Raw genomic sequence first — 15057 nt, forward strand, 5'->3', positions numbered from 1 at the left:
CTTTGTTCAATCGTGGAGCCTGGTGCGGGCCTGCGTCAGTGGGCCGACCACTGGATCGTGCTGATGTCGACGCCGTCCTGGAACATCTCCCACAGGGGGCTCAGCTCTCGCAGCTTGGCAACGTTGTGCTTGATGGTCGAAATGGCGTAGTCGATTTCTTCTTCGGTCGTGAAACGGCCGATGGTCATGCGAAGGCTGCTGTGGGCCAGCTCGTCGCTGCGGCCCAGGGCGCGCAGCACATAGCTGGGCTCCAGGCTGGCCGAGGTGCAGGCCGAACCCGACGACACCGCCAGGCCCTTGATGCCCATGATCAGCGACTCGCCTTCGACGTAGTTGAAGCTCATGTTCAGGTTGTGCGGCACACGGTGTTCGAGGTCGCCGTTGATGAACACCTGCTCGACATCCTTCAGGCCGTCGAGCAGACGCTTCTGCAGGCGGCGCGCATGGGCGATGTCGTCCTTCATTTCGAGCTTGGCGATGCGGTAGGCCTCGCCCATGCCGACGATCTGGTGCGTGGGCAGCGTGCCCGAACGCATGCCGCGCTCGTGACCACCGCCGTGCATCTGAGCCTCGAGCCGCACTCGCGGCTTGCGGCGCACGTACAGCGCGCCGATGCCCTTGGGGCCGTAGGTCTTGTGCGAGGCGAGGCTCATCAGGTCGATGGGCAGCTTCGTGATGTCGATATCGACCTTGCCGGTGGCCTGGGCCGAATCGACGTGGAAGATGATGCCCTTTTCGCGGCAGACATTGCCGATCGCGACCACGTCCTGGATCACGCCGATTTCGTTGTTCACGAACAGCACGCTGGCCAGGATGGTGTCAGGGCGGATCGCGGCCTTGAACTTTTCAAGGTCGACGAGGCCATTTTCCTCGACGTCGAGGTAGGTGACTTCGAAGCCCTGGCGCTCGAGTTCGCGCATCGTGTCGAGCACGGCCTTGTGCTCGGTCTTCAGGGTGATCAGGTGCTTGCCCTTGCCCTTGTAGAACTGGGCCGCGCCCTTGAGTGCGAGATTGATCGATTCGGTCGCGCCCGACGTCCAGACGATTTCGCGGGGATCCGCATTGATCAGGTCAGCCACCTGGCCGCGCGCCTTCTCGACCGCCTCTTCAGCCTCCCAGCCCCAAGCGTGACTGCGCGACGCCGGGTTGCCGAAGTGTTCGCGCAACCAGGGAATCATGGCGTCGACCACACGCGGGTCGACCGGCGTGGTCGCGCCGTAATCGAGATAGATCGGGAAATGAGGAGTTACGTCCATGGCTGGCTCGTGCTGGCGTGGGGGTTGTTTTTTGATCTGGGCGGCTCAAGGTGGCGCCCGAAGGCGCCGCCGGGGACTCAGTACTCAGGACTTGGCGAAGGCGTTGCCGAGCGCGAACACCGAATTCGGTGCGTTGACGCGGATCGGTTTGACCACCGGCTGGGCCGAGATCGCACGCTTGACGACCGGCTTGTTTTCGATCTGCACGCCCTTGGCGATCTGGTCGTCGACCAGCTTCTGCAGCGTGACGGAATCGAGGAACTCGACCATGCGCTGGTTCAGCGAGGCCCAGAGCTCGTGCGTCATGCAGCGGCCGGCTTCGCCGAGGCAGTTTTCCTTGCCGCCGCACTGGGTGGCATCGATGGGTTCATCGACGGAAACGATGATGTCGGCCACGGTGATGTCCGCGGCCTTGCGACCGAGGCTGTAGCCGCCGCCGGGGCCGCGGGTCGACTCGACCAGCTCGTGACGGCGCAACTTGCCGAACAGCTGCTCAAGGTACGACAACGAAATCTGCTGCCGCTGGCTGATCGCAGCCAGCGTGACCGGACCGGTGTTCTGACGCAACGCCAGATCGATCATTGCTGTGACCGCAAAACGGCCTTTGGTAGTGAGACGCATCGCAAGCTCCTTCAAGTGCTTACCGTTGAAATGACACCGTGGTCCTGGACCGCGGTGACTTCGTCTCCGCCCTGCCCGACCCCTGACGCTGGTGAACCAGTCGGTAGGAGTCGGTCCTTCATCGCGAAGTTCTTTTCTTGTTGTTGACTGTTTCGCTCAAGTATAACAGAAGCCCCCGAGGTCTGCTGGGGTAAACCCCAGCGCGGTTCGCTTGAAGAATGCGAACGTCTGACCTACTGCGGCGGGATCGCGATGTTGTCGCCGCCCGACGCCCCGAACGCCTGCTCCCGCAGCAGCGCCAACTGGTCCCGCACCCGGGCTGCCTTCTCGAATTCGAGGTTGCGGGCGTGTTCCAGCATCTGCTTTTCCAGCCGCTTGATCTCCCGGGCGATGTCCTTTTCGCTCATGTCCTCGACCTTGGCGCGTTCCAGGTCGAGCTTGGCCATTTCCTTGCCCGTTTTCTCGCTGTAGACGCCGTCGATCAGGTCGCGCACCTGCTTGACGATGCTGCGCGGCGTGATGCCGTTGGCTTCGTTGTAGGCAATCTGCCGGGCGCGACGGCGCTCGGTTTCGCCGATGGCCTTCTTCATCGACTCGGTCATCCGGTCGGCGTAGAGGATGGCCTTGCCGTTCAGGTTCCGCGCTGCGCGGCCGATGGTCTGGATCAGCGAGCGCTCTGCGCGCAAGAAGCCTTCCTTGTCGGCGTCGAGGATCGCCACCAGCGATACCTCGGGAATATCCAGCCCCTCGCGCAGCAGATTGATGCCCACCAGCACGTCGAAGGTGCCCAGGCGCAGATCGCGCAGGATTTCCACCCGCTCGACCGTGTCGACGTCACTGTGCAGGTAGCGCACCTTCACGCCGTTGTCGCCCAGGTAGTCGGTCAGCTGCTCGGCCATGCGCTTGGTCAGCGTGGTGATCAGCACGCGCTCGTTCTTGTCCACGCGCACGCGGATCTCGCCCAGCACGTCGTCCACCTGATGCGTGGCGGGCCGCACCTCGACCTCGGGGTCGATCAGTCCGGTGGGCCGCACCAGCTGTTCGACCACGTTGCCGGCATGGTCCTTCTCGTATTGCGCCGGCGTGGCCGAAACGAAGATGCACTGGCGCATGCGCTTTTCGAACTCTTCCATCTTGAGCGGCCGGTTATCCAGCGCACTCGGCAGTCGAAAGCCGTACTCGACCAGCGTGGTCTTGCGCGCCCGGTCGCCGTTGTACATGGCGCTGAGCTGGCCGATCATCTGGTGACTTTCGTCGAGGAACATCAGCGCGTCCTTCGGCAGGTAATCGGTCAGCGTTGCCGGCGGGTCGCCTGGCGCAGCGCCCGAAAGGTGGCGCGTGTAGTTCTCGATGCCCTTGCAATGGCCGATTTCGGCGAGCATTTCGAGGTCGAAACGGGTGCGCTGCTCCAGCCGCTGCGCCTCGACCAGCTTGCCCGCCCCCACCAGTTCCTTGAGCCGATCGCCAAGCTCGATCTTGATGGTTTCCACCGCCGCCATGACCTTGTCGCGCGGCGTGACGTAATGGCTCGACGGATACACGGTGAAGCGCGGCACCTTCTGGCGGATGCGGCCGGTCAGCGGGTCGAAGAGCTGCAGCGACTCGATCTCGTCGTCGAACAGCTCGAAGCGGATCGCCAGCTCGCTGTGCTCCGCCGGGAACACGTCGATGGTGTCGCCCCGCACGCGGAAGGTGCCGCGGGCAAAGTCCTGCTCGTTGCGCAGGTACTGCATGCGAATGAGCCGCGAGATCAGGTCGCGCTGGCCGACCTTGTCGCCGACGCGGGCAATCAGCCGCATCTCCATGTAGTCCTCGGGCGTGCCGATGCCGTAGATGGCGCTCACCGTGGCCACGATGACCGTGTCGCGCCGCTCCAGCACGCTCTTGGTGGCCGACAGCCGCATCTGCTCGATGTGCTCGTTGATCGATGAATCTTTCTCGATGAACAGGTCGCGCTGCGGCACGTAGGCTTCGGGCTGGTAGTAGTCGTAGTAGCTCACGAAGTACTCGACGGCGTTCTTCGGGAAGAACTCGCGGAATTCGCTGTAGAGCTGCGCCGCCAGCGTCTTGTTGGGCGCAAACACGATGGCCGGGCGGCCCAGCCGGGCGATCACGTTGGCCATGGTGAAGGTCTTGCCCGAACCGGTCACGCCCAGCAGGGTCTGGAACACTTCGCCGTCGATCACGCCCTCGACCAGCCCCTCGATCGCCTTCGGCTGGTCGCCGGCCGGCGGATAGGGCTGGAAAAGCTCGAAAGGCGAGTCCGGATAGCGGATGAATTCCCCCTGTTTCGCCGGCCCGATCGGGTCCAGTTTCTTCAGGTCTGCTATGGCTTCGTTGTTCTCTGGCATGGCTGTTCCCGACAGGTGGCGCTCGCGCCGGTAAAATTCAAGGCAACCGGAAAGGATAAAGCCTCCTCCGGTTGCAGCGAAGCTTTCATCCCAAAGGACCTTTCCATGTCTATGTTCACCGCGGTCGAAATGGCGCCGCGCGACCCGATCCTCGGCCTCAACGAGCAATTTGCAGCCGATACCAACCCCAACAAGGTCAATCTCGGCGTCGGCGTCTATTACGACGACAACGGCAAGCTGCCACTGCTGCAGTGCGTGCAAGCGGCCGAGCAGAACATGATGAAAGCGCCCACGGCGCGCGGCTACCTCCCCATCGACGGCATCGCCGCATACGACAACGCTGTCAAGGCGCTGGTCTTCGGCGCCGACAGCGAACCCGTCACCTCGGGCCGCGTGGCCACCATCCAGGCCATCGGCGGCACTGGCGGCCTGAAGGTCGGCGCCGACTTCCTGAAGAAGCTCAACCCCAACGCCAAGGTGCTGATCAGCGACCCGAGCTGGGAAAACCACCGCGCGCTGTTCACCAACGCCGGCTTCGAAGTCGAAAGCTACCCCTACTACGACGCCGCCAAGCGCGGCATCAACTTCGACGGCATGCTGGCCGCGCTCAACGCAGCCCCTGCCGGCACCGTCGTCGTGCTGCACGCCTGCTGCCACAACCCGACCGGCTACGACATCACGTCGCAGCAGTGGGACCAGGTCGTCGCCACTGTCAAGGCCAAGGGTCTCGTGCCTTTCCTCGACATGGCCTACCAGGGCTTCGGCTACGGCCTGAAGGAAGACGGCGCCGCCGTCGCCAAGTTCGTCGATGCCGGCCTGACCTTCTTCGTCTCGACCTCGTTCTCCAAGAGCTTCAGCCTGTACGGCGAACGCGTGGGCGCCCTGTCGGTGCTGTGCGAGAGCAAGGAAGAAGCCGGCCGCGTGCTGTCGCAGCTCAAGATCGCCATTCGCACCAATTACAGCAACCCGCCCACGCACGGCGGCGCCGTGGTGGCCGCGGTGCTCGGCAACCCCGAACTGCGCGCCCTGTGGGAGCAGGAGCTGGGCGAGATGCGCGTGCGCATCAAGGCCATGCGCCAGAAGCTGGTCGACGGCCTCAAGGCCGCCGGCGTGAAGGAAGACATGAGCTTCATCACCACGCAGATCGGCATGTTCAGCTACTCGGGCCTGAGCAAGGACCAGATGGTGCGCCTGCGCAATGAGTTCGGCGTATACGGCACCGACACCGGCCGCATGTGCGTGGCCGCGCTCAACAGCAAGAACATCGAGTACGTCTGCGCCTCGATCGCCAAAGTCATCTAGGTGACAACAAGGTGTGAGGGAATCGCCTTCGCGACGATTCCTTCACATTCTGTGGAAGAAGGCCCCTCGCGGCGGGGCCGATGTAGGGGTAAGGCCCCCTGCAACGCAGCGAATGCGCTGATATATTGCACCGCAACATTCCACTCCAAGACCAGCGATGCTCTATCAACTCTACGAAGCCCAGCGTTCCCTGATGGAGCCGTTCTCGGACTTCGCACAGGCTGCCTCCAAGCTCTACGGCCAGGGCGCCGTGTGGGGCCAGCTGCCCATGGCCCAGCGCATGGCCGCCGGCTACGACCTGCTCTATCGCCTCGGCAAGGACTACGAGAAGCCCGAGTTCAACATCAAGTCCGTCAAGGTCGACGGCGAAGAGGTCGTGATCCAGGAGGCTGTCGAACTCGACAAGCCGTTCTGCGAGCTGCGCCGCTTCAAGCGCTTCACCGACGAGCCGCACATCCTCAAGACGCTCAAGAGCCAGCCCGTGGTGCTGATCGTGGCGCCCCTGTCGGGCCACTACGCCACGCTACTGCGCGACACCGTGCGCACCATGCTGCAGGACCACAAGGTCTACATCACCGACTGGAAGAACGCGCGCCTCGTGCCGCTGTCCGAAGGCGAGTTCCACCTCGACGACTACATCAACTACGTGCAGGAGTTCATCCGCCGCCTGCAGGCCGAATACGGCAACTGCCACGTAGTAAGCGTGTGCCAGCCGACGGTGCCGGTACTCGCGGCCGTGTCGCTCATGGCCAGCCGCGGCGAACAGCTGCCGCTGACCATGACCATGATGGGCGGCCCCATCGACGCACGCAAGTCGCCCACCGCGGTGAACAACCTCGCGATGAACAAGAGCTACGAGTGGTTCGAGAACAACGTGATCTATCGCGTGCCGCAGGGCTTTCCGGGCGCGGGCCGCAAGGTCTACCCTGGCTTCCTGCAGCACACCGGCTTCGTGGCGATGAACCCCGACCGCCACGCCAGCAGCCACTACGACTACTTCAAGGACCTGATCAAGGGCGATGACGCCAGCGCCGAGGCCCATCGCAAGTTCTACGACGAGTACAACGCCGTGCTCGACATGGACGCTGATTACTACCTCGAGACCATCCGCACCGTGTTCCAGGAATTCGACCTGGTCAACGGCACCTGGGACGTCAAGAACCCCCAGGGTCAGGTGGAGCGCGTGCACCCGCAGGACATTCACTCGACCGCCCTGCTCACGGTCGAAGGCGAACTCGACGACATCTCGGGCTCGGGCCAAACCGAAGCGGCGCACAGCCTGTGCACCGGCATCGCCAATGACAAGCGCGAGCACTACGAAGTCAAGGGTGCCGGCCACTACGGCATCTTCAGCGGCCGCCGCTGGCGCGAACTGGTCTACCCGAAGGTGCTGAAATTCATCGCGGCCAACGACCAGCCCCAGAGCCGCGCCGGCAACCGCGGCGGCTTGGCCGCCGAAGACAGCATCAAGCCCGGCCGCAAGGTGCCCGCCGTCGCGGCCAAGAAGCTGCCGGCAAAGAAGGCCACGGCCGTGGCAGTGAAGAAGCCCGCCGCGCGCAAGAAGCCCGGCACCGGTGCGGCGCGCTGAAGAAGCGCGCACGCAACCTCATCACCAAGTGAACGGGCTGGCCGCACGCATCAACGACGCACTGCCTCAAACGCAGTGCACACGGTGCGGCTACCCGGATTGCGCAGGCTACGCACAGGCCGTGGCTGACGGCGAGGCCGGCATCAACCAGTGCCCGCCGGGCGGCGCTGAAGGCATCGAGCGGCTCGCACTGCTCACCGGCCGCGCAACGCTCCCCCTCGATCCCCAGTTCGGCACCGAAGGCCCGCGTGCCATGGCCGTCATCGACGAGGCCTGGTGCATCGGCTGCACGCTGTGCCTCGACGCCTGCCCCACCGACGCCATCGTCGGCATCAACAAGCGCATGCACACCGTGATCGAGGCCCACTGCACGGGCTGCGAACTGTGCATTCCGGTCTGCCCTGTCGATTGCATCTCGCTCGAAGTCGAAACGCCGGGCCTCAGCGGCTGGCGGGCCTGGTCGGCCGAGCAGGCCGACAAGGCACGGCGCCGCTACGAGGTGCATGGCAGGCACCGCAACACCGACGCCCGGCTGGCCGAAACGGCGCCCGAGCCCGAAGCCCCGCAAGACGCCGGCGCCCGCAAGCGCGCCATCGTCGAAGCCGCACTGGCGCGTGCCCGCGCCGCCTCGCAACAACGCCCACCAGCCACCAAACCATGACGCTCGATACCCTGCTCATCTACATCGTCGCTTCGCTCGCGCTGGCCCTGATTCCGGGGCCAACGATGCTGCTGGCGCTGTCCAACGGCATCGAGGGCGGCATGCGCCGCGCGAGCTGGGGCATTGCGGGTGCGTCGCTCGGCAGCATCACCCTGATCGCCGTCGTCGCGCTCGGACTGGGCTCGTTGCTGGCGGCCTCGGAGTGGCTCTTCAATGCGATCCGCGTCGCAGGCGTGGCCTACCTCGTATGGCTGGGCATCAAGCTCTGGCGCAGCGAAACCACCGACCTGCGCACCGCGCTGGCCAAGTCGCCGCTCGAAGTCCGTCCGCAGGGCCGTGTCGCGCTGCTGCGCAGCCTGATGGTGGCGCTGTCGAACCCGAAGACGGTGCTGTTCTTCGCGGCATTCCTGCCGCAGTTCGTCGACATCGCGAAGCCGCAAGGCCCGCAGTACCTGCTGCTGGGTGCAGTGTTCGTCGTGCTCGATACCTGCGTGATGCTGGCCTATGCATCGGCCGGCACACAGGCCGTGCGCTTCCTCTCGCAGCGGGGCCTCAGGGCAATGAACCGCGGTTGCGCGGCCGGCATGTGGCTGCTCGCGGCTACCCTGGCTGTGTGGCGCCGCCCCGGCGCTTGAAGAGCAACAGCAGCACACCCGCCAGTACCACGGCCACCGCATACCACTCGAAGCGCGTGACCGCCTCGTTGGCGATCCACACGCCCAGCAGCATCGCGATCACCGGGTTCACGAAGGTGTAGCTCGCCGCCAGCGCGGCCGGCGCCCTGGCCAGCAGCACCATGTAGGCGTTGAAGGCAATCAACGAGCCGAACACCACCAGATAGATCCACGCAGCGACCGCTTCAGCCTGTGGCGGCCAGCTCATCGTTTCGCCAGACACCGCGGCGAGCCCCATCAGCACCACGCCGCCGCAGAGCATTTCGCTCGCGAAGCCCATCGCGCCGGACGCCAGCGGCAGGCTGCGCTGGCTCAGCACGCTGCCAAGCGACCAGCAGACGCAGGCAATGCAGATGGCCACCAGCCCCTCGGGCGAAGAGCGGAAGCCGCTGCCCTGCGTGAGCATCAGCACGCCGACGAGGCCGAGCGCGATGCCCGCAGCTTCGAGCCGCGACGGCTTCACACCCCAAATCAAATTGAGCAGCGCAATCAGCAGTGGAATCACCGCGATGAACGCCACCACCAGCCCCGAACCGATCGACACCTCGGCGTTTGCCGTGCCGCCCATGCCACCGCCCAGCATCAGCGCGCCGACGATGAAGGCATTGCGCCACTGCACCAGCGAGGGCCACGGCGCGCCGCGCCAGCGCATCCACGCTGCCAGCAGCACACCCGCGACCAGGAAGCGAGAGCCCATCTGCAGGAACGGCGGAAAGCTGATCAGCGCGTACTTGATCGCAAGATAGGTCGAGCCCCACACCACCCAGGTGGCGGCGAGGCAAAGCCACAGCAGCGGCGGCAATCCGGGGCGGCCCGCGGCTGGCGTGGCATGGGCGGGAGAAGCGAGGGTAGGCATGTCGAAGGTGTCTCTTCTGATTCTTGGTATTGGGTGCCGGTCATGGTATGAAAGCCATCCCTCGGCAGCCATGCAGATTTCATGGTTCTGCCCTCGCCAAACCGTCGATTTGAAGGAGTTTCATGGACTTTCCCTTGAACCCCGCGCTGGACGCCCATGACACCCGCATCCTCGCCGAACTGCAGGCCGATGCGCGCCTGACCATGGCCGAACTGGGCCGCCGCGTGCACCTGAGCCAGCCGGCAGTAACCGAGCGCGTGAAGAAACTGGAGGCCGCGGGCGTCATCAGCGGCTACCGCGCCACCGTCAACCTCGGCAAGCTGGGCTACGGCATCCGCGCCATCATCCGCGTCGGGCGCGCGGACTACGACCTCGTCGTGAAACTGGTGCAGGACACGCCCGAATGCGTCAATGCCTACAACGTGACCGGAGAGGACAGCTGGATCCTCGAGATCGCGGTGATCGACGTGAGCCACCTCGACGCGGTGGTCACCAAGTTCTGCATCCTCACGGAGACGGCGACCTCGATCATCCTGAATCCAGCGCGCGAGCATCAGGCGATGCTGCCGCCTCAGCGCTCGGACGTGAAGCCGCCGATCAGGAAGGTGCTCAACGCGTAGCTGCGAGCGCGCTGAACGCCGCTACCACCTCGGGCGGCGCCTGCACCATCTCGATGAGCACGCCCTCGCCCGCGATCGGAAACTCGTCGTTCGCCTTCGGGTGCAGGAAGCAGATGTCGAAGCCGGCTGCACCCTTGCGGATGCCACCCGGCGCAAAGCGCACGCCCTGCGCCGTGAGCCATTCGACGGCCTTGGGCAGGTCGTCGATCCACAGCCCGACGTGGTTCAGCGGCGTCGTGTGAACGGCGGGTTTCTTCTCCGGATCGAGCGGCTGCATCAGGTCGACTTCGACCTTGAACGGCCCCACGCCCATCGCGCAGATGTCTTCATCCACGTTCTCGCGCTCGCTCTTGAACGTGCCCGTGACTTCGAGCCCCAGCATGTCGACCCACAGCTTCTGCAGCCGCAGCTTGTCGGGTCCGCCGATGGCGATCTGCTGGATGCCCAGCACCTTGAAGGGGCGTGCGACAGTGGTCATGCGGCACAGCCTTCCGGCTGCTCCTGAACCTGCCGCGCATTCAGGCCCAGCTTGCGCAGCAGCACCGTGTCGGCTTCGACGTCGGGATTGCCGGTAACGAGCAGCTTGTCGCCGTAGAAGATCGAATTTGCGCCCGCCATGAAGCACAGCGCCTGCACCGCGTCGCCCATCTGCTGTCGGCCGGCCGACAGGCGCACGCGCGCGGTCGGCATGGTGATGCGCGCGACCGCGATCATGCGCACGAAGTCGAAGGGGTCGACCGGGTCCGAGTCGGCCAGCGGCGTGCCGGGCACGCGCACCAGGCTGTTGATCGGCACCGACTCCGGGTACGGATTCAGGTTGGCCAGTTGCGCGATCAGCCCCGCACGGTGCACCGGTGCTTCGCCCATGCCGACGATGCCGCCGCAGCACACGCTGATGCCCGCGCTGCGCACATGGGCCAGCGTGTCGAGCCGGTCCTGGTAGGTGCGTGTGTCGACCACGTCGGTGTAGTACTCGGGCGCGGTGTCGAGGTTGTGGTTGTAGTAATCGAGGCCGGCAGCCTTGAGCTGGTGCGCGTGGTGCGGCTCCAGCATGCCGAGCGTGGCGCAGGTCTGCATGCCGAGCCCCTTCACGGCCTCTACCAGCACAGCCACCTTCTCCACGTCGCGGTCCTTCGGCGCGCGCCATGCGGCGCCCATGCAGAAGCGCGTCGCGCCAGCGTCCTTGGCGGCCTGCGCGGCGCGCAGCACCTCGTCGACCTCCATGAGCTTCTGCGCCTTCACGCCGGTATCGAACTCGGCCGACTGCGGGCAGTAGCCGCAGTTCTCGGGGCAGCCGCCAGTCTTGACCGACAGCAGCGTGGCCAGCTCGATGTCGCCTTCGGGGAAATGCTGGCGGTGCACGGTCTGCGCCTCGAACAGCAGGTCCATCAGCGGCTTGTCGAGCAGCGTCTGGATCGCCTCGACGGACCACGGGCCCTCGGTCTTGGGGGCAGCGGCCTTCGCGGGCCGGTGCAGCGTGATCGCCTGTTGCAAGTCGTTGGCACCCATCAGTTGAACTCCAGAATGATTTGATCGACGGCGAGCGATTCGCCCTTGCCCGCCGAAATCTTGCCGACCACGCCGTCCTGCGTGGCGAACAGCACGTTTTCCATCTTCATGGCCTCGATCACGGCCAGCTTCTCGCCAGCGCGCACCTGCTGGCCCGGCTGCACCGACACCTCGACCAGCAGCCCTGGCATCGGCGACATCAGGAACTTGCTCAGGTCCGGCGGCGCCTTGTAGGGCATCAGCTCGAGCAGCCGCGCGCCCAGCGGCGACAGCACCATCGCCTCGATCTGCGTGCCGTCGTGCGACACGCGCAGTGCCAGCGGGCTCTTGCCCGCGCCGCGCTCCACCTGCGCGGTGAAGGGCTTGTCGTTGACCGTGCCCTGCACGCGGATCGCTCCCAGCGCCAGACTGCTGTCGATCTTGTAGGTCTTGCCGCCCACGGCCACTGCGCTCGCACCGGTCTTGCCATGGAAGTCGGTGACCGACACCGGATGGTGCACGTGCTTGCCTTCGGGCCCCAACTCGACCACCACGAACTGCTCGCCCACCTTCACGCCGTGGCCTTCGAGCTGCCCGCTGATACCCGAGGCGCGCGCACGATAACGGCGATGCACGTAGGCCGCGAGCGCGATCAGGAACGACGGATCGGCATGCGGCACGTCTTCCGCGTGGAAGCCCTTGCCGTAGTGCTCGGCGATGAAGCCGGTGTTGAAGTCGCCCGCCACGAACTTCGGATGCGCCAGCAGCGCCGCCTGGAACGGAATGTTGCTGCTGATGCCGCGGATCACGAAGCCGTTGAGCGCCTCGCGCATGCGTGCGATCGCATGCTGGCGGTCCTTGCCGTGCACGATGAGCTTGGCGATCATCGAGTCGTAATACATCGGGATCTCGCCTCCGTCGTACACGCCGGTGTCCACGCGCACGCCTTGCAGGTGCTGCGTGTCGCTCGCGAACATGGTCTCGCCCGGCGGCTGGAACTTCACCAGCCGGCCGGTCGATGGCAGGAAATTGCGGAACGGGTCTTCGGCGTTGATGCGGCACTCGATGGCCCAGCCGTTGCGCTTCACCTCGGCTTGCGTCAACGGCAGCTGCTCACCGGCGGCCACGCGGATCATCAGCTCGACCAGGTCGAGGCCGGTGATGCACTCGGTCACCGGGTGCTCCACCTGCAGGCGCGTGTTCATCTCCAGGAAGTAGAAGCTCTGGTCCTTGCCGACCACGAACTCCACCGTGCCCGCGCTCTGGTACTTCACGGCCTTGGCCAATTGCACCGCCTGCTCGCCCATGGCCTTGCGCGTTTCGTCGCTGATGAAGGGAGAAGGAGCCTCCTCAATCACCTTCTGGTGGCGCCGCTGGATGGAGCACTCGCGCTCGTTCAGGTAGATCACGTTGCCGTGCGAATCGCCCAGCACCTGGATCTCGATGTGGCGCGGCTCCTCGACGAACTTCTCGATGAACACGCGGTCGTCGCCGAAGCTGTTGCGCGCCTCGTTGCGGCATGAGGTGAAGCCCTCGAAGGCTTCCTTGTCGTTGAAGGCCACGCGAAGGCCCTTGCCACCGCCGCCGGCCGAGGCCTTGATCATCACGGGGTAGCCGATGTCCTTGGCAATCTCGACGGCGCGCTCAGCCGTCTCGATGGCGTCGTTCCAGCCCGGAATGGTGTTGACCTGGGCTTCGTTCGCGAGCTTCTTCGAGGCGATCTTGTCGCCCATCGCTGCAATCGAATAGTGCTTCGGCCCGATGAAGGCGATGCCTTCTTCCTCGACCTTGCGCGCGAAGGCTTCGTTCTCCGACAGGAAGCCGTAGCCCGGATGCACGGCCTCGGCGCCAGTTTGCTTGCATGCCGCGATGATGCGGTCGGCCTGCAGGTAGCTCTCGCGGCTGGGCGCTGCACCGATGTGCACGGCCTCATCGGCCAGCTCGACGTGGCGGGCTTCCTTGTCGGCGTCGGAATAGACAGCGACCGTGAGGATGCCCATCTTCTTCGCCGTCTGAATGACGCGGCAGGCGATTTCGCCACGGTTCGCAATCAGGATCTTCTTGAACATGTTCTTCTTCTCCGTGCCGCTCACAGTGGAATGTTCCCGTGCTTGCGCCACGGGTTCTCGAGCTTCTTCTCGCGCAGCATCACCAGCGAACGGCAAATGCGCTTGCGCGTCTCGTGCGGCAGGATCACGTCGTCGATGTAGCCGCGTGCGCTCGCCACGTACGGGTTGGCAAAGCGGGCCTTGTACTCGGCCTCGCGGGCAGCGAGTTTTTCGGGGTCGTTCTTGTCCTCGCGGAAGATGATTTCCACCGCGCCCTTGGCGCCCATCACCGCGATCTCGGCGCGCGGCCATGCGAGGTTCACGTCGCCACGCAGATGCTTGGAGGCCATCACGTCGTAGGCGCCGCCGTAGGCCTTGCGCGTGATGACGGTGATCTTCGGCACGGTGCACTCCGCATACGCGTAGAGCAGCTTGGCACCGTGCTTGATGATGCCGCCGTACTCCTGCCCCGTACCGGGCATGAAGCCGGGCACGTCGACGAAGGTGACAACCGGAATGTTGAACGCATCGCAGAAGCGCACGAAGCGCGCGGCCTTGATGCTGCTCTTGATGTCGAGGCAGCCCGCCAGCACCAGCGGCTGGTTGGCCACGATGCCGATGGTCTGGCCTTCCATGCGGGCGAAGCCGATCACGATGTTCTTCGCGTAGTCGGGCTGAAGCTCGAAGAAGTCGCCGTCGTCCACCACCTTCAGGATCAGTTCCTTGATGTCATAGGGCTTGTTCGGGTTGTCGGGCACCAGCGTGTCGAGCGAGTAGTCGGGCCGGTCGGCCGGGTCGCCCAGGCCGTTGTTGCCCAGGCGCACCGGCGGCTTCTCGCGGTTGTTGAGCGGCAGGTAGTTGTACAGGCGGCGCAGCATCAGCAGCGCCTCGACGTCGTTCTCGAACGCCATGTCGGCCACGCCGCTGCGCGTGGTGTGGGTGATGGCGCCGCCCAGCTCTTCGGCCGTGACGCTTTCGTGCGTCACGGTCTTCACCACCTCGGGGCCGGTGACGAACATGTAGCTGCTGTCCTTCACCATGAAGATGAAGTCGGTCATGGCGGGCGAATACACGGCGCCGCCCGCGCAGGGGCCCATGATCATGCTGATCTGCGGCACCACGCCCGAGGCCATCACGTTGCGCTGGAACACGTCGGCATAGCCCCCGAGCGAGGCCACGCCTTCCTGGATGCGCGCGCCGCCCGAGTCGTTCAGCCCGATGACGGGCGCGCCGACCTTCATGGCCTGATCCATCACCTTGCAGATTTTTTCGGCATGCGCTTCGCTGAGCGCGCCGCCGAAGACGGTGAAGTCCTGGCTGAACACGAACACCAGGCGGCCGTTGATCATGCCGTAGCCGGTGACCACGCCGTCGCCGGGGATCTTCTGCTCGGCCATGCCGAAGTCCACCGAGCGGTGCTCGACGAACATGTCCCACTCTTCAAAAGTGTTGTCGTCGAGCAGCAGCTCGATGCGCTCGCGCGCCGTGAGCTTGCCCTTGGCATGTTGCGCGTCGATGCGCTTCTGCCCGCCGCCGAGACGCGCCTGGGCGCGACGCTTTTCGAGTTGTTCGATCAGTTCTTGCATGGTGTG

General features: G+C 65.1%; 13 protein-coding genes. 5 read left to right on the forward strand and 8 right to left on the reverse strand.

Translation table 11 applies throughout. From position 1 onward, the window contains the following. Window positions 1-35 precede the first annotated feature (35 nt). The 3 genes from BLV60_RS07485 to uvrB all read right to left on the reverse strand — a co-directional run bounded on the left by BLV60_RS07485 (window position 36) and on the right by uvrB (window position 4228). A complete protein-coding gene (locus BLV60_RS07485) occupies window positions 36-1256 on the reverse strand; it encodes an IscS subfamily cysteine desulfurase (RefSeq protein WP_093052338.1) in 1221 nt (406 codons plus the stop codon). 84 nt (window positions 1257-1340) lie between these two features. Continuing rightward, on the reverse strand, window positions 1341-1877 hold the full coding sequence (gene iscR, locus BLV60_RS07490; RefSeq protein WP_007828186.1) for a Fe-S cluster assembly transcriptional regulator IscR: 537 nt from the start codon (window positions 1875-1877) through the stop codon (window positions 1341-1343). Between the two features lie 233 nt (window positions 1878-2110). After that, window positions 2111-4228, reverse strand: coding sequence for an excinuclease ABC subunit UvrB (uvrB, locus tag BLV60_RS07495; protein ID WP_093052341.1), 2118 nt, complete (start codon window positions 4226-4228; stop codon window positions 2111-2113). A gap of 105 nt (window positions 4229-4333) precedes the next feature. Here uvrB and BLV60_RS07500 point away from each other — a divergent pair, with 105 nt between their 5' ends. From BLV60_RS07500 to BLV60_RS07515, 4 genes are all read left to right on the forward strand, one after another. After that, complete coding sequence (locus tag BLV60_RS07500) at window positions 4334-5530, forward strand: amino acid aminotransferase (RefSeq protein ID WP_093052344.1); 1197 nt, start codon at window positions 4334-4336, stop codon at window positions 5528-5530. Between the two features lie 157 nt (window positions 5531-5687). Continuing rightward, complete coding sequence (locus BLV60_RS07505; RefSeq protein WP_093052347.1) at window positions 5688-7118, forward strand: polyhydroxyalkanoate depolymerase; 1431 nt, start codon at window positions 5688-5690, stop codon at window positions 7116-7118. A gap of 28 nt (window positions 7119-7146) precedes the next feature. After that, window positions 7147-7779, forward strand: coding sequence for an RnfABCDGE type electron transport complex subunit B (locus tag BLV60_RS07510; RefSeq protein WP_371127355.1), 633 nt, complete (start codon window positions 7147-7149; stop codon window positions 7777-7779). Further along, window positions 7776-8414, forward strand: coding sequence for a LysE family translocator (locus BLV60_RS07515; protein ID WP_093052353.1), 639 nt, complete (start codon window positions 7776-7778; stop codon window positions 8412-8414). Before BLV60_RS07510 ends, BLV60_RS07515 begins: the two co-directional genes overlap by 4 nt. Here the strand turns inward: BLV60_RS07515 and yedA are convergent. Beyond that, window positions 8380-9309 (reverse strand): drug/metabolite exporter YedA, encoded by a 930-nt coding sequence (yedA, locus tag BLV60_RS07520; RefSeq protein ID WP_093052356.1) that lies wholly within the window; start codon window positions 9307-9309, stop codon window positions 8380-8382. The two genes, BLV60_RS07515 and yedA, sit on opposite strands and share 35 nt — an antisense overlap. A gap of 122 nt (window positions 9310-9431) precedes the next feature. Between yedA and BLV60_RS07525 the strand changes: the two genes are divergently transcribed. Beyond that, window positions 9432-9929, forward strand: coding sequence for an Lrp/AsnC family transcriptional regulator (locus tag BLV60_RS07525; protein ID WP_093052359.1), 498 nt, complete (start codon window positions 9432-9434; stop codon window positions 9927-9929). On the opposite strand, the gene BLV60_RS07530 is transcribed toward BLV60_RS07525, so the two are convergent. From BLV60_RS07530 to BLV60_RS07545, 4 genes are read right to left on the reverse strand one after another with little or no spacing between them, the layout of a single operon-like run. Continuing rightward, entirely contained in the window at window positions 9919-10407 is a 489-nt protein-coding gene (locus tag BLV60_RS07530; protein WP_093052362.1) for a VOC family protein, read from the reverse strand. The genes BLV60_RS07525 and BLV60_RS07530 overlap by 11 nt on opposite strands. Next, window positions 10404-11438, reverse strand: coding sequence for a biotin synthase BioB (gene bioB / locus BLV60_RS07535; protein WP_093052365.1), 1035 nt, complete (start codon window positions 11436-11438; stop codon window positions 10404-10406). The genes BLV60_RS07530 and bioB overlap by 4 nt, the downstream gene beginning before the upstream one ends. After that, window positions 11438-13486 (reverse strand): acetyl-CoA carboxylase biotin carboxylase subunit, encoded by a 2049-nt coding sequence (gene accC, locus BLV60_RS07540; protein ID WP_093053170.1) that lies wholly within the window; start codon window positions 13484-13486, stop codon window positions 11438-11440. Before accC ends, bioB begins: the two co-directional genes overlap by 1 nt. Window positions 13487-13506: 20 nt before the next feature. Next, the gene (locus BLV60_RS07545) at window positions 13507-15051 is read right to left on the reverse strand and encodes an acyl-CoA carboxylase subunit beta (RefSeq protein ID WP_093052368.1); all 1545 of its coding nucleotides are present in this window, start codon (window positions 15049-15051) and stop codon (window positions 13507-13509) included. Window positions 15052-15057 lie beyond the last annotated feature (6 nt).

The sequence above is a fragment of the Variovorax sp. YR634 genome, assembly GCF_900106655.1.
Taxonomy (GTDB): Bacteria; Pseudomonadota; Gammaproteobacteria; order Burkholderiales; family Burkholderiaceae_C; genus Variovorax.